The 26,411-nt window shown below is 32.4% G+C and carries 22 protein-coding genes; 14 read left to right on the forward strand and 8 right to left on the reverse strand.

The window, feature by feature from the left end; genetic code table 11:
* Positions 1 to 11: 11 nt before the first annotated feature.
* The 3 genes from AMD28_RS14845 (at position 12) to AMD28_RS14855 (ending at position 4,056) form a co-directional block, all read left to right on the forward strand.
* Positions 12 to 872 carry a hypothetical protein gene (locus AMD28_RS14845; RefSeq protein WP_055444911.1) on the forward strand — a complete coding sequence of 287 codons (861 nt, stop codon included), beginning with the start codon at positions 12 to 14 and terminating at the stop codon, positions 870 to 872.
* A gap of 1,158 nt (positions 873 to 2,030) precedes the next feature.
* Entirely contained in the window at positions 2,031 to 2,651 is a 621-nt protein-coding gene (locus tag AMD28_RS14850; protein WP_055444912.1) for a YqaA family protein, read from the forward strand.
* 142 nt (positions 2,652 to 2,793) lie between these two features.
* Positions 2,794 to 4,056, forward strand: coding sequence for a mechanosensitive ion channel family protein (locus tag AMD28_RS14855; RefSeq protein WP_055444913.1), 1,263 nt, complete (start codon positions 2,794 to 2,796; stop codon positions 4,054 to 4,056).
* Positions 4,057 to 4,174: 118 nt separating this feature from the next.
* Here the strand turns inward: AMD28_RS14855 and AMD28_RS14860 are convergent, their stop codons facing one another.
* Entirely contained in the window at positions 4,175 to 4,636 is a 462-nt protein-coding gene (locus AMD28_RS14860; protein WP_055444914.1) for a cold-shock protein, read from the reverse strand.
* Between the two features lie 111 nt (positions 4,637 to 4,747).
* Positions 4,748 to 5,686 carry a pyridoxal-phosphate dependent enzyme gene (locus AMD28_RS14865; RefSeq protein WP_055444915.1) on the reverse strand — a complete coding sequence of 313 codons (939 nt, stop codon included), beginning with the start codon at positions 5,684 to 5,686 and terminating at the stop codon, positions 4,748 to 4,750.
* Positions 5,687 to 5,890: 204 nt separating this feature from the next.
* On the opposite strand from AMD28_RS14865, the gene AMD28_RS14870 reads away from it, so the two are divergent.
* On the forward strand, positions 5,891 to 6,619 hold the full coding sequence (locus AMD28_RS14870; RefSeq protein WP_055444916.1) for a DUF6928 family protein: 729 nt from the start codon (positions 5,891 to 5,893) through the stop codon (positions 6,617 to 6,619).
* Between the two features lie 365 nt (positions 6,620 to 6,984).
* On the forward strand, positions 6,985 to 9,279 hold the full coding sequence (locus AMD28_RS14880) for a type IA DNA topoisomerase (RefSeq protein ID WP_055444918.1): 2,295 nt from the start codon (positions 6,985 to 6,987) through the stop codon (positions 9,277 to 9,279).
* A gap of 312 nt (positions 9,280 to 9,591) precedes the next feature.
* Here AMD28_RS14880 and AMD28_RS14885 read toward each other — a convergent pair whose 3' ends face one another.
* Together AMD28_RS14885 and AMD28_RS14890 are read right to left on the reverse strand one after the other, a co-directional pair.
* Positions 9,592 to 11,148 (reverse strand): DEAD/DEAH box helicase, encoded by a 1,557-nt coding sequence (locus AMD28_RS14885; protein ID WP_152975626.1) that lies wholly within the window; start codon positions 11,146 to 11,148, stop codon positions 9,592 to 9,594.
* Positions 11,149 to 11,228: 80 nt separating this feature from the next.
* Positions 11,229 to 11,882: a hypothetical protein gene (locus tag AMD28_RS14890; RefSeq protein ID WP_055444919.1), complete on the reverse strand. Its 654-nt coding sequence runs from the start codon at positions 11,880 to 11,882 to the stop codon at positions 11,229 to 11,231.
* 589 nt (positions 11,883 to 12,471) lie between these two features.
* On the opposite strand from AMD28_RS14890, the gene AMD28_RS19050 reads away from it, so the two are divergent.
* Positions 12,472 to 12,606, forward strand: a complete 135-nt coding sequence (locus AMD28_RS19050) for a hypothetical protein (RefSeq protein WP_275077410.1) — start codon at positions 12,472 to 12,474, stop codon at positions 12,604 to 12,606.
* Positions 12,607 to 12,822: 216 nt separating this feature from the next.
* Positions 12,823 to 13,380, forward strand: a complete 558-nt coding sequence (locus AMD28_RS14895) for an ExbD/TolR family protein (protein ID WP_055444920.1) — start codon at positions 12,823 to 12,825, stop codon at positions 13,378 to 13,380.
* Positions 13,381 to 13,494: 114 nt separating this feature from the next.
* Here AMD28_RS14895 and AMD28_RS14900 read toward each other — a convergent pair whose 3' ends face one another.
* The 3 genes from AMD28_RS14900 to AMD28_RS14910 form a co-directional block, all read right to left on the reverse strand.
* Positions 13,495 to 15,654 (reverse strand): S9 family peptidase, encoded by a 2,160-nt coding sequence (locus AMD28_RS14900; RefSeq protein WP_055444921.1) that lies wholly within the window; start codon positions 15,652 to 15,654, stop codon positions 13,495 to 13,497.
* A 153-nt stretch (positions 15,655 to 15,807) separates the two neighbouring features.
* Positions 15,808 to 16,431 (reverse strand): hypothetical protein, encoded by a 624-nt coding sequence (locus AMD28_RS14905; RefSeq protein WP_055444922.1) that lies wholly within the window; start codon positions 16,429 to 16,431, stop codon positions 15,808 to 15,810.
* A 23-nt stretch (positions 16,432 to 16,454) separates the two neighbouring features.
* Positions 16,455 to 18,455: an alpha-ketoacid dehydrogenase subunit alpha/beta gene (locus AMD28_RS14910; protein ID WP_055444923.1), complete on the reverse strand. Its 2,001-nt coding sequence runs from the start codon at positions 18,453 to 18,455 to the stop codon at positions 16,455 to 16,457.
* Between the two features lie 115 nt (positions 18,456 to 18,570).
* On the opposite strand from AMD28_RS14910, the gene AMD28_RS14915 reads away from it, so the two are divergent.
* The 5 genes from AMD28_RS14915 (at position 18,571) to AMD28_RS14935 (ending at position 22,650) form a co-directional block, all read left to right on the forward strand.
* Positions 18,571 to 19,521, forward strand: coding sequence for an isopenicillin N synthase family dioxygenase (locus tag AMD28_RS14915; protein WP_055444924.1), 951 nt, complete (start codon positions 18,571 to 18,573; stop codon positions 19,519 to 19,521).
* Between the two features lie 72 nt (positions 19,522 to 19,593).
* Entirely contained in the window at positions 19,594 to 19,923 is a 330-nt protein-coding gene (locus tag AMD28_RS14920) for a translation initiation factor (protein ID WP_055444925.1), read from the forward strand.
* Positions 19,924 to 20,865 carry a DUF1835 domain-containing protein gene (locus AMD28_RS14925; protein WP_055444926.1) on the forward strand — a complete coding sequence of 314 codons (942 nt, stop codon included), beginning with the start codon at positions 19,924 to 19,926 and terminating at the stop codon, positions 20,863 to 20,865.
* Positions 20,855 to 21,724: a nucleoside phosphorylase gene (locus AMD28_RS14930; protein WP_055444927.1), complete on the forward strand. Its 870-nt coding sequence runs from the start codon at positions 20,855 to 20,857 to the stop codon at positions 21,722 to 21,724. Before AMD28_RS14925 ends, AMD28_RS14930 begins: the two co-directional genes overlap by 11 nt.
* A gap of 71 nt (positions 21,725 to 21,795) precedes the next feature.
* Positions 21,796 to 22,650 carry a substrate-binding domain-containing protein gene (locus tag AMD28_RS14935; protein WP_055444928.1) on the forward strand — a complete coding sequence of 285 codons (855 nt, stop codon included), beginning with the start codon at positions 21,796 to 21,798 and terminating at the stop codon, positions 22,648 to 22,650.
* Between the two features lie 283 nt (positions 22,651 to 22,933).
* Here AMD28_RS14935 and AMD28_RS14940 read toward each other — a convergent pair whose 3' ends face one another.
* Entirely contained in the window at positions 22,934 to 23,599 is a 666-nt protein-coding gene (locus tag AMD28_RS14940; protein ID WP_055444929.1) for a uracil-DNA glycosylase, read from the reverse strand.
* Between the two features lie 77 nt (positions 23,600 to 23,676).
* Here AMD28_RS14940 and AMD28_RS14945 point away from each other — a divergent pair, with 77 nt between their 5' ends.
* On the forward strand, positions 23,677 to 25,170 hold the full coding sequence (locus AMD28_RS14945) for a YfcC family protein (protein WP_055444930.1): 1,494 nt from the start codon (positions 23,677 to 23,679) through the stop codon (positions 25,168 to 25,170).
* 289 nt (positions 25,171 to 25,459) lie between these two features.
* Positions 25,460 to 26,383: a hypothetical protein gene (locus AMD28_RS14950; RefSeq protein ID WP_152975627.1), complete on the forward strand. Its 924-nt coding sequence runs from the start codon at positions 25,460 to 25,462 to the stop codon at positions 26,381 to 26,383.
* Positions 26,384 to 26,411 lie beyond the last annotated feature (28 nt).

The following is a 26,411-nucleotide window of genomic DNA, read 5'->3' on the forward strand; positions in this document are numbered from 1 at the left end:
GATAAAAATACATGGAACTAGGAAAAACATATTTTACTAATCGTGACCAAGAACTTCCTAGAGCTATAAGGGAATTGACAGAAAACGAATCTAAAGAAATAAAACAAGCGAATGATATTCTACACGAGTTTGACTATTTCCAAAGAAGATTATTAGAAATACAATTAAACAAAGACGATTATTTCAGGACTGTTGAAAGATATCAGAAATTATATCAAGAAGATGAAGAGAGTAGTAGTCTCGGTTATGATTACAAACGAAAAGGATTTGTAGACATTAATAGAGCTTTTATTAATTATATAAGTTGCTTTAAATCATTTGTCGAACATATGTTTAATGATTTAGAATCCAAAAATGGTAAAAGCTCTGATAAATATAAAGAGTTCACAAAATTTACGAATGATTTATACGATGGATATTTATCTTATCGTTTATTAATAAGATTAAGAGATTTTGCATTACATAGAAGATACCCAATACAATCTGTCCATTATGATAGAGAGATTATAAAAGATGATAAGTACGATTATAAAGTAAAAGTTCAATTCAATAAATCGGTTTTTTTAAGTAATACAAAGCTTAATAAAATATTTAGTAAAGATTTTGAAGCTTATGGCGAATTGTTTTATGTTGAGCCTTTTGTAAACGAATTAATGCCAATTATAGAAAGATTATTCAAAAAATATGTAAGTATAACTGAAGATTATTTTATTGAAAGTGCGGATTTAATAAATGCATTATTTAAAGAATCTGGAACAGAAAATATAGGGACAACGATTATAGAAATGGATGGAAGTTTAGCAAAACATAGCACTAAAATAATTCCTGTTCAAATGAGTTTAGATTTTTATCAGTGTTTGGATAAATCTTGAAACAAATATATTATGTAAAATAGAATCTTGGAATTTAACTTGGCCTCATAAAATTTTGGTTAAAACAATAGGTGAAATGAGCGTCCATATTTTAGGGGTTTAGTAATACAGTTTCTTAAGAATTTCAATTACACAAGGGATTTCAAAGCAATGTTAACAAGTTACAATGTTTCCTAAAATATAGCGAATGAGCCGTTAATTGTTTCCAAAAGTTTATGCAGCCTTGAATTTTTGTTTCTTTTGTTTCAAGACAAAAGATAATGAATCATTAAAAAAAGTATTAATTGAAGTTCTAAGCATAACAAGTGCATAGAATTTTATTTTTCTTAAAATTTATGCTCTTGTGGCAAGCTTACGAGAATCGTCTAAATTTTTTTATTACGTGCATTTTATCGAATACGCGATTTTTAATAAGTGCAAAAATGTTAGCTTTTATTTTGGCGTTGGCAAGCGATGGATAATTGTGTTTAAAATAAATTGCCAAAGCAATTTGATTTTATAAAACAATCGAGCGCTTGGTAGCGGCTATTTTACATAACGGCTAATTATAGATACAAATGTTTTTTAAACGCTGCGAAGCAAACCGCTTATTAGCTTAATGACCCAAGTTCTAATTATTCTTATGAAAACAAATGCTTCTGGGATATTTTACATAATACTACATTATAGCTATCAAATGGATAAACCACTCTTATTAACTAAACAATACATTTGTACTATAATTAATATTATGTAAAATAGAATTTATTGATTCATACTCTAGTTTCTTATTGTATCAAAAACATAGATACTTAATCTATATTTTTAATAGTATGTAAAATAGAATTTTGAATACTATACTCTAGTTCCAAATTGAATTAATAAAAAGATTCTCCTTCTATATTTCTAATTGCATTTAAAGATTATATTCTAATGTTACTACTAATTCCTTTCCAAATAAATCAGTAAACAGAATCCGGTAGCATTTCAAACTACAATCTTATTCATCCCATAACAAAAACCAACTACCAAAAAAAGAATAAATCGTAAGAAATTCCGCTAAAACAACAATACATACGTTAAAAAAGCGTGTTTTTAATCGTTTTATTCTGCTTTTAATCCGATTTATGTAAATTAATTGTATCTTGCAAACCCCAATAGTACCTAAATATTAACCTAATGAAACCTACTAGAACCCGATCTAAAGTAGACAAATCGCGTCTGCAATTATTACATCAATACTATATATACACCGGATTTTATAGTTTTATTTTAAAAGCACTTAGAAAAGCGATTCCTATTGTGATTGTTTTAATCGCAGCTATAATAGTTATAAATCAATTTATTGACATTAACGCATCCTTGGTATACCTCACGCAAATATTACCTGTTTACGGCGTATTAGGTTTCTTTTTTATATCCGAAACCATCCTTGGACTTGTACCTCCTGAGATGTTTATTGCTTGGGCAGGAAAATTGAAATCGCCCTGGCTATTTCTATGCGTATTATCTATCTTATCCTATTTTGGTGGTTTATTGGCATATTGGTTAGGACAATTATTTACTAAAAACGCTTCGTTTCATCGCTATTTAGAAGTGAAAATGAAAAAACAGCTTGAAAACTCTAAAAAATGGGGCGGTTTTCTAATTATCATTGGCGCACTACTTCCCGTTCCTTTTGCGGTATCTTGTATGACTGCCGGAATAATAAAATTCCCTTTCAAAAAAGTGATTATGTATGGCTCCCTTAGAATGATCCGTATTTTTGGCTATGGTATGGTAGTATATCATTTACTATAAGTAATTACTCCTCTCCTTTTGTAGACTAAAATTTCCTTTTAAAACCGGTACTTTTATTTACTATATTAATAAACGTTAATAAAAAATTAATCTCTCGTATAGTCGCAAAACATAAAGTATTTTTGTAGTTAAATTTTAGTACATGAATTCTCAGTTACCTATTATATCTATTAAGCATTTACTTTACGACTACTTCATCGAATTTGGTTTATCGGAAAGTACAGCCAAGTACCTAAATATGCTTGGTTTATTTATAACATTGCTTCTTGTTGCTTTTATTATTGACTTTATCATTAAAAAGATACTCATTAATGCCTTTAATATCTTTGCTGTAAAGACAAAATCGAAATTTGATAATATCCTTATTAAAAATAAAGTACCTCGTAATATTGCACATATTATTCCGCTTATTATTGCTTTAGAGTTTATTCCTATTGTGTTTACAGATTTTTCTTATTTAGAAAATATCATTGAAAAATCACTGCAAGTCTTCGGAATTGTTCTAACACTTTGGATTGCTCGTAGTATTTTACAATCGGTGAAAGATTATCTTAAAACCCTTCCTCGTTTTAAAGACAAACCTATTGATAGTTATATTCAAGTGATTATGATTTTTGCTTGGATGGTTGGCCTTTTCTCCATTTTTGCTATTATTTCTGGTATTTCTTTTTGGAAATTTGTAACCACTATTGGTGCTGCTTCTGCTATTATTATTTTGGTTTTTAAAGATACTATTCTTGGTTTTGTAGCGAGTATTCAAGTATCTATTAACGATATGGTACGTATTGGAGATTGGATTACCTTCGAGAAATATGGAGCAGATGGTGATGTGATAGAAATTAATCTTTCTACAGTAAAAGTGCAGAATTTTGATATGACCATTACCACAATTCCAACCTATGCACTTATTTCTGATTCGTTTAAAAACTGGCGAGGAATGAGTGACTCTGGAGGAAGACGAATTAAAAGATCGATTCTTTTAAAAGCAACCAGTGTGCATTACTTAACGGATGAAGATGTTGAAAAATTGCAAAAAATCGGACTTATCACAGATTATCTGAAGGACAGAAAAAAGGATATTGATACCTATAATGGAGATCACAATATCGATAAATCGGTATTAATTAATGGTCGTAACCTTACGAATTTGGGTGTTTTTAGAAAATATATACAATCGTATATTGAAAGTCATTCGGCTATCAATAAAGATATGACTATCATGACGCGACAATTAGCACCAACTTCGCAAGGTCTTCCTCTTGAAATTTATGCGTTTAGTAGCGATAAACGTTGGGCAAACTACGAATATATCATGTCTGATATCTTTGATCATAGTTTATCTGCTGTTCCTTATTTCGATTTAGAGTTATTCGAATTAAGCTCCGCAATTGGAACCCTTAAATAAAAGTACCACTACTCCTCTATTCTTTAAAAGAATACCTTGAAGGTATCTCAAAATAATCCAACTAAAAAAGCTCCTTATTTTATATAAGGAGCTTTTTTAAATATGGTTTAAAATAAAATTACTTAAGTATTTTTACTTTCACTGCATTCATACCACGTTGTCCTTTTTCAAGTTCAAAAGAAACTCTATTACCTTCTGTTATTTGGTCTATTAAACCACTAACATGGCAAAAGTATTTTTCGTTGTTTTCAGAATCAATAATAAACCCGAAACCTTTAGAGGTATCAAAAAAGGATACATTACCAGATCTAACTGGATCAAATGCTTCTTTATCTCCTTCTAAAGTTTTAGGAATACTTACTTCTATATTGGCAGCTTTTACTTTAACTTTTAAAGCAGGGTCTGGAGGAGTATCTGTTAAATTTCCGTTATGATCTACGTATGCGAATTGAATTCCTTCTGATCCATTTTCGTCTCTGTCCGCCTTACGAGCTTCCATCTTCTTACGCTTATCTTCACGTTTCTTTAAACGTTTCTTTTCCTTCTCGCTTTTGTTAAATGTTTGTTGTGATTTTGCCATTAATTTACCTAAAATATTTTTTTTACTAGTTATTAAGTCCCAAAGATATTGATTTCCTTACTTGTAAGCAAAAATAACGGCTTACTTTTATTGATGTTTATGTAATTATTTTTAAAAAGGTAGTTTTTGCAAATCTACATTTCCACCAGAAAGGACTATCCCAACCGATTTATTTTTAAAGTTTTTTTTATTCTTTAAAACTACCGCTAAAGCCACAGCACTAGAAGGTTCTACCACTATTTTTAGCCGTTGATAAATGAGCTGCATGGCTTCCAAAATATCCTGTTCTTCCACACAAATAATCTGATCTACATGTTTCTGTAAAATTGGAAAATTTATATTTCCTAAATTTGTTCTTAAACCATCTGCAATCGTATTTGTGCTACTATTGGTTTCTATTTTTCCACTTTTTAAAGAGCGATACGCATCATTTACTACAGTAGGTTCTCCTCCAATTGCAATGCAATTCTTTCCAAAATGATGTGTAGCTAAAGCAGTTCCTGCAAGTAATCCTCCTCCTCCAACTGGCGCAATTACCATTTCTAAATTAGGATGTTCTTCTAATAATTCTAAACATGCAGTCGCATTTCCATGAATCACATCGATATCATTAGAAGGATGCACAAAAGTAGCTCCTGTTTCTTTAGCGATTTTAGCAGAAGTACTTTCTCGTGCTTCTATAGTTGCTTCACATATTGTAATTTGTCCGTGATAACTTATAACTGCATCTTTTTTTACTTGTGGCGCATTTTCAGGCATCACTATATATGCAGGAATACCTAAACTTTTTGCCGCTAAAGATAATGCTTGGGCAAAGTTTCCGGAAGAATGGGTTACCACACCTTTACTTCTTTGTGCTTCGGTTAACTGCAGAATAGCATTGGTTGCACCACGCATTTTAAATGCTCCCATTTTCTGAAAGTTTTCACATTTGAAAAATAATTCTGCACCAGATATAGCATTAATTCCTTCCGAAGTAAACACAGGAGTTTTATGTATATATGGTGAAATACGCTGGTAACTGCCTAAAATGGCTTCTCTGTGTTGCATGAAAAATGATGAATAATGTGAAATTCAATAAGTACGAAATATAGCTACAATAAATTATTCGATGAAATTATTAGGACATAAATATGTGTAGGATGCAACTTCTTATATGGTATGATATTGTTTATAACTCCATAGAATTGTTGCCGATTTTCATTTTATATGGCAGTTTAATTTATGTATTTTGTGAAATCAATATATCACAATATGGGCTGGAAACTTTCTACAATATTTATTAATTCGAATAAGGAAATAAACGATGTCGAATTATTTAATAGTTTAGGATTTCAAGATATAACACCAATAGAACCCAAGGCTTTTGAAGAGATTTTAAATCCAGAGGATGGCGAATTATACATTGGCCATTACAAAGACAGTACTATTCTTTGTATCCCAACACTTCCATATCTGTTTTTAGAAGCATCTCTATCTAATGAAGAATCTATTTTAATGAATACGTTTCCTAATACAGATATTTCAAGTTTGGTACTACAAAGTGTGGTTAATTTTTGGGGATTTACATTAATTAAAGACGGAACTAAAGTTAGAGCAAAAGGAGGATCTTCAGAGGAAGGCTTACTTGTAGACTTTGGAACTCCTTTAAAAGAAGAATTAGAATTACTTAAAAATTCTAAAATTAATGCAGACGGAGAACGAGTTTATCATTTGGATGCGTATCCAGATGAAGAATTTACAGAAGATGAATTGGGAGAAGAATATGTCTTTAAAGTTTGTGAACGTTATATCGGTGCAACCTTAGATCATGCAGATGATTTACTTTTCGAAACAAAATTTAGAGGCTACAGTTATAAAGACACCCACGAAGATAGTAAGCAATCAGAAAAAATAGAAAAGAAAACGAAATGGATTAAATTCATAATCTATATTGCTATATTCTTTATTCTTAGATTTGCTGTAAAACACCTATTAGAATAAAATAAATACTTTAATAACTTTAATACGAATTTGAATAAAGGAGCCGTACAAACTTTAATGTTTTACTTAATTAGCATCCTAATCTACCTAGTAATGTCGATTTGTACAGCTAATGAAGACATTTTCTTTTATAGGTGGAAATTAGTTTTTTGGTTTGTTCTTTTTACTTTAGCAGCATTAGTCATGTTTATTAATTGTGTGTGTATTTTATTAATTAAAAATAAAAAATGGCATGAAGGCTCTTTTTTTGTTTCTTCTTTTTTAGTACTATTTTATTGGCTAATTATTAGTTAATAACTCACAACAACTTCGCTTTAATGAGACGATGGAATTTCATATTTTGCAATCTATAATTTTACAAGTAAATGAAAGTCTGTATTGCCGAAAAACCATCTGTAGCTAGAGAAATTGCTTCTGTTTTAGGAGCCAACACAAAACGTGATGGTTACTATGAAGGCAATGGCTATGCAGTAACCTACACTTTTGGACATCTTTGCACATTAAAAGAACCTAATGATTATAAACCGTATTGGAAAAGTTGGGATTTAAACAATTTACCCATGCTTCCAGAGCGTTTTGAAACAAAGGTTTCTAAAGATGCTGGTATAAAAAAGCAGTTTAAAATTGTAAAGAGTTTATTTGATAAAGCAGATGTGGTTATAAACTGTGGCGATGCAGGACAAGAAGGAGAACTTATACAACGTTGGGTTTTAAACCAAGCGGGTTATAAAGGTAAAGTAGAAAGACTTTGGATTTCCTCCTTAACCACTGAAGCGATAAAAGAAGGTTTTAACAACCTGAAACCATCTGAAGATTACGATAATTTATACTACGCCGGATTTTCGCGTGCTATTGGCGATTGGCTTTTAGGAATGAATGCCACCCGTTTGTACACCGTAAAACATGGTGGTTATAAGCAAGTGCTTTCTGTTGGAAGAGTGCAAACACCTACCCTTGCTATGTTGGTGAATCGTTTTAAAGAAATTGAAAACTTTAAACCACAACCCTACTGGGAATTGCAAACCATGTATCGCGATACGTTGTTTAGTTATGAAGAAGGTCGTTTTCTTAAAGTGGAAGACGGAGAAAAACTAGCGTCGATTGTTAAGGAACATGATTTTGAAATTGTTTCTACAACGAAAAAAGCAGGGAATGAATATGCGCCAAAACTATTCGATTTAACTGGTTTACAGGTATATTGTAATACGAAATTCGGATTTAGTGCAGACGAGACTTTAAAGATTGTTCAGAAACTATACGAACAAAAAGTAGTTACCTACCCAAGAGTAGATACTACCTTTTTACCAAATGATGTGTACCCAAAAGTGCCAGGAATATTAAAGCATTTAACAAAATATGCTGCTTTAACAGAACCGCTTCATGGTAAGAAATTAAAGAAAACGAAAAAGGTTTTTGACGATAGTAAAGTTACCGATCACCACGCTATTATTCCTACCGGACAACAAATGAACTTGCAATACAATCAGCAACAGGTGTATGATATTATTGTGCGTCGTTTTATCGCTGTGTTTTATCCGGATTGTAAAGTGTCGAATACCACAGTAATTGGTAAAGCGGAAAAAGTAAAATTTAAAACCACAGGAAAAGAAATTCTAGAAAAAGGATGGCGAATTGTTTTTGAAACGCCGAATGCATCTTCTAAAGAATCAGGAATGCTACCTACTTTTGTGAAAGGTGAAAAAGGGCCACATGAGCCTTCGTTTTTAGAAAAACAAACCAAACCACCAAACCAATATACAGAAGCTTCCCTCCTGCGTGCTATGGAAACCGCAGGAAAACAAGTCGATGACGATGAGTTACGTGAGATTATGAAAGAGAATGGTATTGGTCGTCCTTCTACACGTGCAAATATTATTGAAACGCTATTTAGAAGGAAATATATAAAACGAAATAAAAAACAAGTGATTCCTACAATAACTGGGATTCAGCTGATTGATACCATTCAAAATGAAATGCTGAAATCTGCCGAGCTTACTGGGAAATGGGAAAAACAGTTAAAAGATATTGAAAAAGGAACCTATAGTGCTGGAAGTTTTATCAAACAGATGAAACAAATGGTAGATCGTTTGGTGTACGAAGTGAGAAGTGAAACGAAGAAAGCCAATATCTCTTCCGTGAATAATAAACCTGCAGGCGCTGTAGCGAAGAAAAAAGCGGTAAAAAAGGCAACTGGATTAACTTCTGAGAAATGCCCGAAATGTAAAACCGGTAGTATTATTAAAGGGAAATCGGCGTATGGCTGTTCGGAGTTTAAGAAGACTTGCGACTTTGTAATTCCGTTTAAGTTTGAAGGTAAAACGATTTCCGAAAAACAATATGCTCGCTTATTTCAAAAAGGATCGACAGTAAATTTAAAAGGTTTTAAAACCGATAGCGGAACCGTAGAAGGTTTAGTCCGTTTTAATGAAAGTTTCCAATTGGTATTAGAACCAAAAAAGGCTGCTAAAGCTGCAATTCCGGATACACTTACTTGTCCGAAATGTAAACAAGGAACCGTAATAAAAGGAAAATCTGCCTATGGTTGTTCTGCATACAAAACCGGTTGTAATTTTGTTTTTACTTTTGATGATTTGCGGAAGAAAGCTGGGAATGAAACCCTTACAAAAGAACTGGTTTTTAAAATATTGAGCAGTAACTAGAAACTATTTGTCGTACGAAGCCTTTCAACTGCGCTCCAAACAGGCTTCATTGAAGCATCTTACACCCTACATAATCAAGCTACCTGTCATGCTGAGCGCAGTCGAAGTATCTTATATTTTTAAAAATCAAACTGTCATGCTACCCCTTTCGACTACACTCCAGACAAGCTTCGTTCAAGCATCTTATATCCTTCAAATAAAACAGTCTTATTTACATTAAAATTCAAACAAAAAAAAACCAACTAAACAGTTGGTTTTTAATCTTTTAATACATTTCATTTAAATAATTAAATCAAATGTTTTATTTTATGTTTATTCTGGTTTTCTCCCGTGAATTTCTTCAAAAACAGTATCAAAATTATCACGTAAATACGCACGAAGCTTTAATCTGTAGTCGTTCTTTAACCAATCTACAAAGTTGTAGGTACTCTTACTAATACACTTGGTATATCTACCAATTCTGTAATCGATATCATCACCTAACATTTTTGCAAGACCTAATGCGTCATAAACATCTTCGGAGTTTTCAATACAAATTTTTGCATGATGAATAATAGAACGTTCTAATACTACTTTAGAAGATTCTCCATTAGTTACAGATGCGATATATGTTTTCTTGATATCGAAATACACATCTTTAGAATTAGAAAATTCTGCACGAAGTTCTTCTGGCATTTCATATCTGAAAGCTTCCTCTAGCTCTTCATCATTGACAAGACCATCTAAATAGAAATTAGGTGTTCTAAATATACGTTGCCAATCTAAATCTGCTCCCCAAGGTCCGAAACGGTGTAAATTATTCCCTAAATCAATGACTTGAAAAGTAGATTTATTCTTTAAAATACGAGACCCTCTACCAATCATTTGGTAGTATAGTGTTAACGATTTTGTCGCTCTATTTAAAATAATAGCTTCTACTGTTGGTTCATCAAAACCAGTAGTTAAGATACTTACAGAAGTTAATACCGCATCCGGAGTTTCATGAAACCACTTTAAAATGGCTTTACGCTCTTTTTTAGTATTGGTATTATCTAAGTGAGCAACTGGGTAGCCTGCTCTTTTAAAGGTATCATACACGTGTAACGATGTATTAATACCATTATTAAAGATTAGTGTTTTCTTTCCTTTACATCTTTCTTCATAAGCTTGAATAAGCTTAGAAAGCATGTCGGTATTGGTATATAAATCTTCCGAAGATTTTACCGTATAATCTCCATTAGCACCAACAATTAAAGAAGTTAATCCTACATTATAAGAATATACTTCCGCTTGTGCTAAAAATTCATTTTGAATAAGGTGTTCAATAGTTTCACCAACGATAAGCTCATTATAGTTATCGTTCATTGGAAGCTTAATATTCGAACTTAAAGGTGTTGCAGTAACTCCTAAGATAAAGGACTTTTCAAAAAACTTGAACAGTTTTGTAAAAGAGTTGTAATGTGCTTCATCAATAATTACTAATCCGATATCTGAAATATCCAGTTTCCCTTCTTGTAATCTATTATTTAGCGTTTCTACCATTGCTACAAAGCAACCGTATTGTTCTTGATCGTCTAGATTCGCTTTACTACTTACAATTTTATTTTCTACACCAAAACCAGTAAGCATGCTCGAAGTTTGCTTACACAATTCTATTCTGTGTGTCATCACTAAAACTTTCTTTTTGTGATGTTTTAAATATTGTCTAACAATTTCTGAAAAAATAACCGTTTTCCCTCCACCAGTTGGTAATTGGTATAACAAATGATAGTCTTCTGGAGCATCCTCAAATGCTTTAAAGATTTTGTTAATAGCACCTCTTTGGTAGCTGTAAAGATCTTTTCCAGCTTTGTTTTCTTCTTGTTCTGTAGTTGTAATAGCGTTCCCCATAATTTTTACCGATGTGCAAAAATAACATCTTTTTGTAGTTTATAGAGGGTAATTAGAAAGAAATTTGAAAAATAGTTAATCTATTCTTTAATTATAATGATAGTAGCTTTTACGCCTTTGGCTAAATTCCATTGATTTCCAGAAATCACTTCACCAAATTCATCGAGTATTTGAAACTCTGCAGTGTTTGGAGAAACCTGACCTGTATCTAAAGCAAAAAAGTCGATTTTATTAATTCCTGGAACTAAATTAAATTTAAAACCACTGTAACTAGGAGTTAATAGTACGGATGCTTTTACAACATCACCATTTATAAATACTCGAATATGATCGCCATCAAAAGCACCATAATCTCTATAAACGATATTTATTTTTCCGGAAGTAGTTCTATAATCTCCAAAAAACTGAGTAGTTGTATTCCCTCGATATTGCTGTTCCTTTCTTAAATCGGTATATTTTGCATGTTTATTAATTCGATCTTCATACAATTCACCAGGATCACCAAATTCTTCTTTATTAAACATCGAGAACTCTTCTTTTGGTAAATCTGTAGGTTGGTTTTGTTTTGGAACCGTTAAACCGTTTATATTATCTTCTTTAGGAACAATAAATCCTTGGTTATTTATAGGCTTCCCTTCTTCTTTAACTTCTTTCTGTATTTCTCCTTCTTCGCTTTCTATAACAGGAATAGCAACAGATTTTTGTTCACTATCTATTTGTGCCTGTAGTGTCAAACTGAAAAAACATAAAAAAACTAAAAAGTATAATCGCATAGTATATTAGAATAATTCTATTCTCGTTTTTCAAAAATCGTTCCTAAGTTTCAAATTTCCTATTTAAATATACTCTTTTTGATTTATTTAACTACTTCATACGTTTTTATTAGGCCTTCTACTCGCTTTACATGTTTAAAATGAGCCTTTTATTGTTAAAATATGTTAAATTACTATTATGTATTGCATAGTACTGTAACATTTTGAAATCTCTGTCGTCTATTAGGTATAACAATCAAAAAAACTATAATCATGAGAACTCTAAACAACAATCAATTATCAGGAACTTTAAACAATACGAAAAGTCATGCTTGGAACAGCAAAAGACGTTTCAGAAAATAGTACTTAAAAACAGCAATTCATCAATCAATCAAACCATCCATCAAAAATCAAATATTATGAGAACGCTAAACAACAATCAATTATCAGGAACTTTAAACAACACGAAAAGTCATACTTGGAATAGTAAAAGACGTTTCAGATAAGTTTTCCTTAGAAACAGCAATTCATCAATCAATTAATCAATCATCATCAAAAAACCACCAGAACTATGAGAACATTAGCAAAATTATCTAAAAAAGTAAGTGGTATTGTAGAAGAACAAAACCTTATAAATAGACATGTTATTCGTTTTTGTAATTCTAACACTACCCTTTGGAAAGGAACCAACAGGTTCGCACATTAAAAGAATTAGTCACTCTTTAAAAAGCCAATTAGCATAATTTGTTAATTGGCTTTTTTTGTTTGTATGTGATTTCACTAATTAATTAGCGTTCCTCTTTATATTCAATGCGGAGAATGAATTTTAGTTTCCTATAGAAAAATGGAAGAAAGAGGAGTTAAAAATAGCGGTACTGTTTTTGTGAATAGTACATTCTATTAATCTTAAATATTTACTAGCATGAGATACTCAAAATCTTCACCAACAGTAAATGCAGGTTCTATGGCAGACATTGCATTTTTATTATTAATCTTCTTTTTAGTAACCACAACAATTGCTTCCGATGAAGGCATAAACAGAAAATTACCCAGGGAATGTCCGCCAAATGTAGATTGTTCTAAAAATTTAAATGAACGTAATGTATTGCGAATTCTACTAAATGCAAATGATGAAATCCTTGTAGAAAATGAATTGGTAGACTTACAAGAGATCAAAAACATTACTAAAGATTTTATTGATAATAATGGCGAAACTACTTGTTTGTATTGCAATGGTAAACAATTAGCCGATGCATCAGATACACCTACAGAAGCTGTTATTTCCCTTCAAAATGATAGAAGTACCAGTTATGCGCTTTTTGTAAAAGTGCAAGATGAAATTACCAAAGCATATTATGAATTACGAAGCACATACGGTAAAAACAAATTCCATAAAACGGAAAGTGAATTAACGCCGAGAGAAATAAAAGAAATTCGGGAAGCATATCCTTTTATAATTAGTGAAGCGGAAACAAAATAGTCTATAAAAAGAAACCTATCCAAATAACTTTCTGGATAGGTTTTCTTTTTAATGTTAAACTAGATGCTGAAACAAGTTCAGAGTGACCATATCTATATTTGTTTTTAAAGGATGTTATTCTGCGATTCCTTCTAAATCTAATAAGAAACTGTAGGTTAATGCTCGTTTTTTGTATCGCTCGAACCTTCCTGATGCTCCAAAATGACCATTCTCCATATTACAATCCATAATTAATATATTATCATCTGTTTTAAGGTCTCTTAGTTTGGCAATCCATTTTACAGGTTCCCAATATTGTACTTGACTATCCCAATAACCGGTAGTTATTAAAATATTTGGATAGGCTTTGGCTTCTACATTATCATATGGTGAATAGGATTTCATATAATCATAATATTCTTTTACTTTCGGATTTCCCCATTCGTCAAATTCAGAAGTGGTTAACGGAATACTTTCATCTAACATGGTAGAAACAATATCTACAAAAGGAACTGCTGCTATTACGCCATTCCATAAATCTGGTCGCATATTAAGTATTGCTCCCATTAATAATCCTCCAGCACTTGCACCCCAAGCATAAAGTTGATCGCTATTGGTATATCCTTCCGTTATTAAAAATTCTCCACAATCTATAAAATCTGTAAAGGTATTTTTCTTCTTTAATAATTTACCTTCTTCATACCAATGACGTCCCATTTCTTGTCCGCCACGAATATGTGCGATTGCAAAAATAAATCCACGATCTAATAAACTCAATTCTGAAGACCTAAATGTGGCGTCTTGAGTAGCGCCATACGAACCATAAGCATACAGCAATAATGGATTTTTCCCATCTTTAACAATGCCTTTTTTAGACACTATAGAGATAGGTACTTTAGTACCATCTTTAGCAGTAGCAAATTTACGTTCGGACACATAATTGTCACTACTAAAATTTGGGTCTAGTACTTCTTCTACTTTTAAAACAGTGGACTCTTTAGTATCCATATTAAGTTCATAATTGGTATTTGGAGTCGTTAAAGAAGTATAATTATATCGTAATGTATTGGTATTAAAATCCACGTTTGAAGTGGTATACGCTTTATATGAAGGGTCTTTAAAAGGAATATAATACGCTTCGCTACCCCATTTTCTTACTTGTATTTTTCCTAATCCATCCTTACGCTCTTCCACCACTAAAAAGTCTTTAAACAAATCAAAACCTTGAAAAAACACATCTTTTCTATGCGGAATTACATCCACCCAGTTTTCTTTAGTCGATGTATTAATAGGTGTTTTTACTAAACGAAAGTTTGTAGCATCTAAGTTGGTTCTAATATAAAAATCATCTTTATAATGATCCGCCATATAATCTAAATTACGTTCTCTTGGTTGTATCACTTTCCAATCGCCATTTGGTGTGTTTGCATCTAAATATTGTATTTCAGTAGATAAGGTTTGAACGCTTCCAATAAATAAAAACTTCTTGGATTTTGATTTCCATATAAAGCAACTAAAAGCCGCATCTTTTTCTTCAAAAACTAATTCATCCTGAGATTGATTTGTACCCAAAACGTGTTTGTATATTTTATTTAGTCTTAAAGTTTCTGGATCTTTAGTGGTATAGAAAACAGTTTTATTATCATTTGCCCAAGTTGCATTTCCGTTTGTATTACTTAACGTATCCTCTAAAAGTTTTCCGGTTTTTAAATCTTTAAAATACATGGTGTATTGCAGTCTTGAAACGGTATCCACAGCAAAAGTAATCCGTTCGTTATTTGGACTTACAGATTGTCCTCCAAAACCGTAATACGCGAATCCTTTTGCCATTTCTGGTCCATTAAGCATAATTTCTTCCTTCGCGTTTTCTTCATTTTTCTTTCTGCAATACAATGCATAATCATCACCTTCTACGTAGCGTGTGTAGTACGAATATCCATTATCTGAAACAGGAACGGAAGCATCGTCTTTTTTGATTCTGCCAACTATTTCCTTATAAAGCTTGTCTTGAAATTTTTCGGTATGGCGCATTGCCTTACTTAGATATTCGTTTTCTTGCTCTAAATAATCTAGAACATCTTGCGTTTGTGCATCTGGAGTTTCGGCATTTTTCTGTGCATCACTTAATCGCATCCAGAAATAATTATCGGTTCTAGAATCCCCATGCGTGACTAATTCTTTTGGGATTTTTTTCGCAACTGGTGCTTCTGTATTTTTATGTGCTGTTTGCTTTTCTTCGGTTTTGCAACTGCATACTAAAACCAAAAAACAAATGGAGTAAATAAAATTTTTCATAGAAACTTATGGATTAATAGTTTCTACTAAAATAAGTAATAAATGAAGAACAACCTTGAAAGTACTGAAAATCAGGTGTTAATACTTGTTTTGGTTTCTTTAGTAGTAAATTAAAAAAATACAAGCCTAGTCTAAATGACAAGAATTTAATTTTTACTCACAAATAAGATTATAATCGTTTACTAATTCAAATACATCCTTTTCTTCATACATATCGTTACGTAGATATTCAACTATATCCTTGCAATCCGAAAAATAATTAATAGTTTTTTCTTTAAACTCCAAAAAGGAGTAATGAGAAATCAAAGGAGTGAGAGAAGACTCTCCGTCTCTTAAAATATAATACTCCTTTTCTTCTTCATATTCTGTTCGTATAACATAACCACTATGATTGGTTATATCTGTTGCAACAACTATAGTTCTAGTGTATAACTTTACTTTACCATTAACTATTAATTTGAATAATCTAAACTTGTTCTTTTTAATAGGGACATATTCATAATGACCATGATTTGCATCATATGCATCATATGCATCAAAATATATTTTATCTACTTGTGATTTATCAAAAAGTTGGATTTTATGATCTTCATCTTTCTTGAATTCAACTCTAGACTTTCCAAATGAAATTAAACTTGCAACAGTCATCGGTATTTGAATCAGCCCTTCTTTTGTTTCTCCGTTTTTTAAAATTATTACACCAGAAGTCCATTCGTATTGCCCATAGATTAAAGAACAATTAGAAATTAATAAAATTAAAATAAGCTTTTTAAACATTAGAAATCCAATTTACTACATTTCTAATACGCCAACAACTTCAGTAATTCTCCTTCAAACTTATCTCGAGATAAATACTGATCTTCCAATTGATTAATAAATGGAATTGGTGTTTCCATACTAGCAACTCGTTTTACCGGAGCGTCTAATTCCTCGAAGCAGTTTTCCATAATTAGTGCCGAAATATCACTGGCTATTCCTCCAAACAGAGAATCTTCTTGTAATATAATGGCTCTTCCTGTTTTCTTTACGGAAGCATAAATAGCTTCGGTATCTAAAGGTTGTAGCGAACGTAAATCGATGACATCTGCTTGTATATTACTATGTTTATCTAAAGTATTTAAAGCCCAATGTACTGCTGCTCCATAAGAGATTATTGTAACGTCATTACCTTCTCGTAAAAGGGAAGCTTTACCAAGTGGTAGTGTGAAATAATCTGTTGGTACTTCTTGACGAATACTTCTATACAAAGCCTTGTGCTCAAAGAATAATACCGGATTTGGATCGTTAATAGCAGACGCTAAAAGTCCTTTTGCATCATAAGGAAACGCTGGGTACACTACTTTTAAACCTGGTGTTTTAGTAAACCAAGCTTCGTTAGTTTGGCTATGAAAAGGTCCCGCAGCAACTCCTGCTCCGCAAGGCATTCGTAACACAACATCTGCATTTTGATTCCATCTATAATGTGATTTTGCTAAATAGTTTACTACAGGATTAAATCCGGAAGTAACAAAATCTGCAAATTGCATCTCCACAACACTTTTAATTCCCGAAATAGAAAGTCCCATTGCTGCTTCTACAATTGCCGATTCACAAATTGGCGTATTACGTACTCTATCTTTTCCAAAAGCTTCTACAAAACCATCTGTGATCTTAAAAACACCTCCATATTCTGCAACGTCTTGTCCCATGATTACTAAATCATCATGACGTTCCATGCTTTGTTTTAATCCTTCAGAAATAGCATCAACCAAACGTAACTCTTCCGTTTTTTTATTCGGACTAACTTCTTGATATAAATGATTTTGATACACGTCATTTAACTCTTCACTTTCAGATGCAATTATTACTTCTTCTGCATAAGCTAAATCTAAATGTTCATTAATTTCATGAACTATTTCCTCTTTGAACTTCACCTCTAAAGCTTCGTCAAGAATACCTTCGTTCTTTAAAAATTCTTGATAATTTTCTAAAGGATCCTTCTTTGCCCAAGTATCTAATAAGTCTTGAGGCACGTATTTTGTTCCGCTAGCTTCCTCATGACCACGCATTCTAAAGGTTTTAAATTCTAGTAAAACAGGACGTGGATTTTCACGAATGTCTTCCGCTAAAGCGCTCACTTTAGTATACACTTCTAGAATATTGTTTCCGTCAATAATATGACTTTCCATACCATAACCCAAAGCACGATCGGCTAAATCCTTACAATTATATTGCTCACTGGTTGGTGTTGATAATCCGTAACCATTATTTTCTATACAGAATAAAACGGGTAATTGCCAAACCGAAGCTACGTTTAAAGCCTCGTGAAAATCCCCTTCACTAGTTCCGCCTTCACCAGTAAAAACAGCCGTTACTTGATTTTTGTTTTGCAATTTACTTGCTAAAGCGATACCATCTGCAACCCCTAATTGCGGTCCAAGATGCGAGATCATACCAACAATTTTGTATTCTTGCGTTCCAAAGTGAAAACTTCGGTCTCTACCTTTTGTAAATCCGCTAGCCTTACCTTGCCACTGACTAAAAAGTCGGTATAATGGAATTTCGCGAGTAGTAAAAACACCAAGATTTCTGTGCATTGGTAAAATATACTCTTCTGCTAACATGGCTTTTGTAACACCAACAGAAATAGCTTCTTGTCCAATACCAGAAAACCATTTAGAGATTTTCCCTTGTCGTAATAAAATGAGCATCTTTTCCTCTATTAATCGAGGTTTAAGCATGCTTTTGTATAAGTCGATTAAGGTTTCTTTGTTTAAACCTTCTTTATTGTAGTTAATCATAGCTTTAGAAAACGTTTCCATTACCTTATAAATTTATATATCAAATGTAACTAAATTTTTATGCTAAGCATATTATAAGTTTAATTTTACTGAAGATTTTCGTTACATTTGTAATTCGACTTATAAAAAAACGATTATGGATAGAATACCTAGTGTGAACCTGAAAGACTTTGTTTCGGGCGATGCAGCAAAAAAGCAAAAATTTGTTGAAGAAATTGGTAAAGCTTATGAAGATATAGGTTTTGTTGCGCTTAAAGGGCATTTTTTAGACGATACTTTAGTAGATAATTTATACGGAGAAGTAAAGAATTTCTTTGATCTTCCAATAGAAACCAAACGTAGTTATGAAGTACCAGGAATTGGTGGTCAACGTGGTTATATTTCTTTTGGTAAAGAAAGTGCTAAAGGTAAAAAAGAAGGCGATTTAAAAGAGTTTTGGCATTTTGGTCAGTTTGTAGAAAACGATCCAAAATTAGAGGAAGAATATCCAGCAAACGTTTCGGTTAACGAATTACCAGCATTTAATGAAACTGGAAAAGAAACGTATAGAATGCTAGAAAAAACGGCTAAATACGTTTTACGAGCTTTAGCTTTATACTTAAATTTAGAAGAAACGTATTTTGATCAATACATACATAATGGTAATTCTATTTTAAGACCTATACACTATCCTCCTATTATTAATGAACCTAAAAATGCAGTTCGTGCTGCAGCACATGGTGACATTAATTTAATTACGCTTTTAATGGGAGCCCAAGGAAGAGGTTTACAAGTACAAAAGCATGATGGCGAATGGATTGATGCCATTGCAGAACCAGATGAACTAATGATAAATGTTGGTGACATGCTTTCTCGTCATACCAACAACAAACTAAAATCTACAATACACAGAGTTATAAATCCGCCAAGAGAACTTTGGGGAACTTCTCGTTATTCGATGCCTTTTTTCATGCACCCAATAAGTGATATGAAATTAGATGTATTAGAAAGTTGTATTGATGAAAATAACCCAAAGCAATATGAAGATATTACTGCAGGTGAATTTTTACACGAACGTCTTGTGGACTTAGGATTAATTAAAAAATAAATAAAAAGTCTCCATTTTTAGTCAACAGTTGAAGAACTGTATACTGAATTCGGATACGGTATACTAAAAAAAATGGATTTACAAGACCAACTTAAAAACTTGTTTCCAGATCATGTGGATGAAACTCCTGTAGCAGTAGATTCTAAGAAAAAAGATCTATGGTTACAAGACGATCCTATTATCTGTAAATACGAAAAACGTAAAGGAAAACCCATTACTATTTTAGAAGGCTATACTGGAGCAACCGAAGATTTTAAAGCCTTAGCAAAAGAGCTTAAAACCAAACTTAGTGTTGGCGGAAGTTTTAAAGAGGATAAAATTATTATTCAAGGGGATTACAGAGATAAAATCATGGCAATGCTTAAAGAAAAAGGGTTTAATGTAAAACGAGTTGGAGGTTAAATGAACGAAAACATCTTACATATTACCAATGGTGGTAATTTAACGGGCTATTTAAAAGACCTAAGTTACGCAGGCGATTATTTAACTTGGCATGAAATGCTATGTGAAGGTCCTGCGAATCGTCTTATTAATTCGGATGCATTTATAAAGGTTAGAAAAGACTTTTTAAAAGAATGTTATGCTATCGAAGTAGACGAATATCAATATAAAAAAGAACTACATAAGCTAGACGATACCGATAAATACACCGAAATTGTATTGTGGTTTGAATACGATCTGTTTTGCCACATCAATATGTTGGCTGTTCTTAGTCTGTTAAACGAAAGAAAAATAAAAACACCTATCACTTTAGTTTGTAGTGGTAGAATTCCCAATGAAGATAGCCTAAAAGGATTAAGTGAACTTACTCCAGAACAACTAGATTCGCATTTTAAAGACAGAATACAATTAACCGAAAAAGACAAAGATATTGCTGTAAATATTTGGCAAATTTATTGTGGTAAAGACCATAATTTATTGAAAGAATATATTACAAAAAAATCTTCTTTTGAATACCTAGGAATTTGCCTAAAAGCACATTTAGAACGTTTTCCAGATTCTAAAAGCGGACTAAGCACTTTAGAGCATAATATTTTAAGTCTGCTGGATAAATACGACGTAAAATCGAAACATCACTTGTTAGGTTATGCACTAAACTATCAAGGATATTATGGTTTTGGTGATATACAGCTTATGCGAATAATAGACAACCTTGCTATATTCTATATAGAAGAAAACGATACTATTAAATTAAATAGAAAAGGTCACGAAGTACTTTTAGGACATAAAAATTATGCTTTAGAAATAAAGGATAACATGATTTATGGAAATGTAAATCGTTTGGATTTTCAATTTAATAAAAAAGAAAATAAACTTATAAAAACAATATTACATGCCAATTAAAGAATCTGAATTAATTTTAAATCCGGATGGAAGCGTTTATCACTTAAACCTGAAACCAGAACATGTAGCTAACGATATCATTTTTGTAGGTGATCAAGATCGTGTGGAGAAAATAACCAAGCATTTTGATAGTATTGAATTCACAAAGCAAAAAAGAGAATTTAAAACACAAACAGGATTATATAAAGGAAAAAGATTTACTGTAATCTCTACAGGAATTGGTCCAGATAATATTGATATTGTACTTAATGAGTTAGATGCTTTAGTAAACATTGACTTGCAAACTAGAATGCCAAAAGAAAAACTGACTAGTTTAAACATCGTTCGTATTGGTACTTCAGGTTCGTTACAAAAAGATATCCCAGTAGATTCCTTTGTTATGAGTACGCACGGATTGGATTTAAACGGTATGTTACATTTCTATCAAATAGATACTATTTCAAATCCAGAAATTGAAGATGCATTTATAGCATTTACAAATTGGAGTAAAAAGAAAGCAAGACCAATAGTAATTAATAATAGTAAAAAGTTAGAAGCTTTATTAGATAGTGATAAAATACATAAAGGAATGACTGCTACAGCAGGAGGATTTTATGGACCACAAGGTCGCGTTTTACGTTTACCTCTAGAAGACACTACACTAAACACCAAAATGGACACCTTTAATTTTAAAGATTTTAGAGTTACAAATCTTGAAATGGAAACTTCTGTTATATATGGTTTATCTAAACTTTTAGGGCATCACGCACTATCCATGAATGCTATTATTGCAAACCGAGCAACTGGAGAGTTTAGTGCAGATCCAAAAGCTGTGGTTAATAAGCTAATCACATATACTTTAGATAAATTAGTAGAATAATTTTTTCACTCCTATTCCATTAGGTTTATGAAAATGAAAATTAATGAGATTACCGCTTTCGCGGAAAAAATATGAAGACAGTAAAAATTGGTGGTGTACCTGAGCATTTTAATCTTGCTTGGTATCTTACACTTAAAAATGGAGAATACAAAGACGAAGGAATTAATCTGCGTTGGAAAGATTATTTTGGTGGTACCGGACAAATGTGTACAGCACTTCGTGATGGAGAAATAGATTTAGCAGTAATACTAACCGAAGGTATTGTTAAAGATATTATTGATGGAAACCCAAGTACCATAGTACAAACCTTTGTAGCATCTCCTTTAATTTGGGGAATTCACGTTGCAGAGCATTCTAACTACAAAACTATTGAAGACCTAAAAGGAACAAAAGCTGCCATTAGTAGATATGGTTCTGGATCCCATTTAATGGCCTATATAAATGCGCAAAACAATAATTGGGACTTAGATAAAGACCTGAATTTTGAGGTTATTAAAAACCTAGATGGTGCAGTAGAAGGACTTACCAATGAAAAAGCGGACTACTTTATGTGGGAAAAATTCACCACAAAACCCTTAGTAGATGATGGTACCTTTAGACGTGTCGCCAACTGCCCTTCGCCTTGGCCTTGCTTTGTAATTGCTGTAAGAACAGAGTTTTTAGAAAATAACAAAGAGGACGTGCAAACCATTTTGAACATTATTAATAATACTACAAAAGAATTTAAAGATATTCCTTCTATTGATAAATCGATTGCCAATCGCTACGATCAAAAACTAGAAGATGTACAAGAATGGCTAAGCTTAACAGAATGGTCTCAGGAAGTTATGGACGAAAAAACAGTCGCTAACGTACAAGAAAAACTATTTGACTTAGAAATAATTCCAGAAAAATGGGAATACAATAAATTAATTACAAAAATTTAAACCCCCAAACCTCTACAATAAGTAACGTTTCAACCGTAAAATGTTGCAGTTTAACCACTTAATTATTTAGAATTGTTAAATTTTGTTAACTTTAATTAACAAAAATTGTATCTTTGTACTCCAAACCTACATATTCTAAATTAGTTCTTTATGCTATTATTTATTACATCCGTTCTTATTTTTCTAGTTGCCATCAACTTTATTTTATTGGCATTTAGTTGTAATAAGACTTCTAGACGCCTTAAGGCTTTAAACAAAAACAAAAGAGTAGTTAGTGTTCTACCTACCAAAACAGAGGTGACAGGCCAACTTGCTCCAACTGGGAGTTAGTCTTACTAAAATGCTTGTTACCAAACCAATACCCCCTATTTGCGCTTAACGGCGAAGGATGTCCTGAATTTAAAATATAGTGCTTTTTAATATCAATTAGTTTCGCTTTCTTTTTTGCAAAACCTCCCCAAAGTAAAAAAACTACATTTTCCTTTTTATCACTTATTAACTTAATTACAGAATCTGTAAAAGTTTCCCAGCCCTTTTTTTGATGGCTTCCTGCTTGATGTGCCCTAACGGTTAATGTAGCATTAAGCAACAAAACACCTTGCTTCGCCCAAGATTCTAGGTTTCCAGTATTAGAAACCACAGTTCCTATATCACTTTCAAGCTCTTTATAAATGTTTTTTAAGGAAGGTGGAATCGCAATACCATCATTCACACTAAAACATAAACCATTGGCTTGACCCACATCATGATAAGGATCTTGACCAATAATAACCACCTTTACATCTTCAAAAGCACACAAATTAAAAGCATTGAAAATTTTATCACTTTCCGGAAAACATGCATGCGCTTTGTATTCTTCCGCTACAAAATCCATTAAAGATTTAAAATAATCGGCATGAAACGTTTCATTTAAATGTGCTTTCCAACTAGAATCTATGTTATATTGCATTTTTTTTACCAAATTTTAAGAAAGTCTAAAATAATACTATCTTTAAACTTGATACCCTTTTTAGCATTTAATTATATATGAAAAAATTAAAATTTCCTTCTGCACAAACCATTTTACTTATCATAGCTGGTTTAGTAACCATACTAACTTGGTTTGTTCCTGCAGGTAAATACGAAACTTTAGGCTACAATAAAGACCATAATACATTCACTAGAGTTGGTATCGAAAAATCGGAAACCATTCCCGCAACACAAGACCATTTAGAAACACTAAATATTAAGATTCCGTTAGAAAAATTCACCAATGGCGATATTTACAAACCTATAAACATACCTAATACCTACCAAAAACTAGAATCCAAACCACAAGGTATTTTAGCCTTTATAAAATCACCGGTAAAAGGAATTATTGAAGCCGCAGACATCATTTTTCTCGTTTTAATTATTGGAGGTTTAATCGGAATTATCAATAGTACTGGTGCTTTTGATGCTGGAATAAATTGGCTCGCGAATGCGTTTAAAGGTCGCGAATTTATCCTAATCATTTTAGTAACCACCTTAGTGGCAGCTGGAGGAACCACCTTTGGCTTTGCCGAAGAAACCATTGCCTTCTTCCCTATTCTAATTCCCGTTTTTTTAGCAGCAAAATATGATGCTATGGTTGGTATCGCTTGTATCTTCTTAGGAAGTTCTATTGGTACCATGTGCTCTACCATAAATCCGTTTAGTACTATTATAGCAAGTGATGCCGCTGGAATAGCTTGGACTACAGGACTTGGCGGAAGACTCTTTATGTTAGTTGCCTGTTTAACTATTGCACTAATATACATTATACGTTATGGTAAACGCGTACAAAAAGATCCTACAAAATCTATTATTTACGACCAACAAGAACAAATAACAGCATTATTTACACACACGAATACAAAAATAGTAGCATTTACAACCCGGTTACGTTTAGCATTAATCGTATTTGCGCTTTGTTTTATTATCATGATATACGGCGTGGTAGCACTCGAATGGTGGTTTGTAGAAATGACAGCAACCTTTTTAGTAGGATCCATTCTTATTGGTTTTATAGCCAAAATGAAAGAAACCGACTTTATCGACACCTTTGTAAAAGGTGCAGGAGATTTACTTGGTGTCGCCTTAATTATCGGGATTGCACGTGGTGTAACCGTTATTATGGCCGACGGATTAATTAGCGATACCCTTTTGCATTATGCAAGTTCGATGACCCAAGATATGAATAAAGGAATTTTTGCAAGCGCAATGACAGCAGTCTATGCCGGACTTTCCTTTTTCATTCCAAGTAGTTCTGGAATGGCAGTTCTAACCATGCCAATCATGTCGCCATTAGCAGATAGCGTTGGCGTTGGACGAGAAATTGTAGTGAATGCCTACCAATACGGTATGGGACTTTTCTATTTTGTAAATCCTACAGGTTTAATTTTAGCCTCGCTAGCAGTAGTGAAAGTCGGGTTCAATAAATGGTTAAAATTCGTGATGCCTTTATTCATTACATTAATAATTTTTACTTTAATTGTAATGACCGTTTCTAGTTATTTATAAAAATAGCGCTTTCGCGGAATCGATTCCGTTAGCATAAAACGAGTTTAGTAATAGCATATTCCTTAGTAGCTACAGTGTTTTTTTGTACTGCAGTTTCATAGGATTATGATCTTTTCACTAATAAATCTACGACTAATCGGGACCACTTCGAAATACTATTAAAAGCCTACTTCCCTAGCCTACGCCATAAAAAAACGCAGCTATTTTCTATTCTAATTTTATTTACTAAATTAGAGGGAACAAATAATGTAACTCCTTGTATATAAAAACCTTATACACTACAAAAGCAATGCATAGATTTTTAGGAATACTGGCAGTAGCGATCACTTTCATTTCTTGTAAAAATGTGGACAAACAAAATACCGAAAGCATTGTACCAGCAGCATACACCGAAATAACAAACGACCAATACCATTTATATACACCTTCCGAAAACATAAAAAAAGTAGTAGTCCTTTTTGGTGGCTATCCAGAAACACCAGAATACATTAAACGAGAATTCCAAATCCGCGATCAAGCGAAAGCAAATAATATCGCCGTTCTTTATATGAACTACAATCAAAAATTGTGGTTAGAAGAAAACGAAAAGCAAGCACTTGCCAAGCAACTTCAAAACATCTTTATCGAAAATAAGCTTCCGACGAAGGAAACCTATATCGGCGGATTTTCAAGTGGAGGAAATATAGCAGTACTAATTAGTGCTTTCCTATCCCAAAATAAAAATTTTCAGATCACACCAAAAGGTGTTTTTATAGTGGACTCGCCAATAGACTTAATAGCACTGTATAGAAGTTCCGAAAAAAACATAGAAAGAAATTTTTCAGAACCTGCAATACAAGAATCCAATTGGATCATTGCAACCTTAGAAGAAAACTTCGGAACGCCAGAAGCCAATCTACCGCAATATGAAAAGCATGCGATTTATACCTCCAAAACAAACACCATCACCAATTGGAAAGGTTTAAAAAATACAAAAATCAGATTGTATACCGAACCAGATACGCTTTGGTGGCAAGAAAATAGAAAGGCAGATTACGACCAAATGAATGCCTATTACATTCAAAAGCTTTCCGAAAGCCTGCAAAATGCAGAATTTAATCAGGTACAATATATTCCTACAGAAAACAAAGGATATCGATCCAACGGAGAAAGACATCCGCATAGTTGGTCTATCATAGATAAAACCGATTGGATGGCATGGATTATGGAATAAAAACCACGTAAACCCCTTTTAAAAGTAC

It is taken from the genome of Lacinutrix himadriensis (assembly GCF_001418105.1).
Classification (GTDB): Bacteria; Bacteroidota; Bacteroidia; order Flavobacteriales; family Flavobacteriaceae; genus Oceanihabitans; species Oceanihabitans himadriense.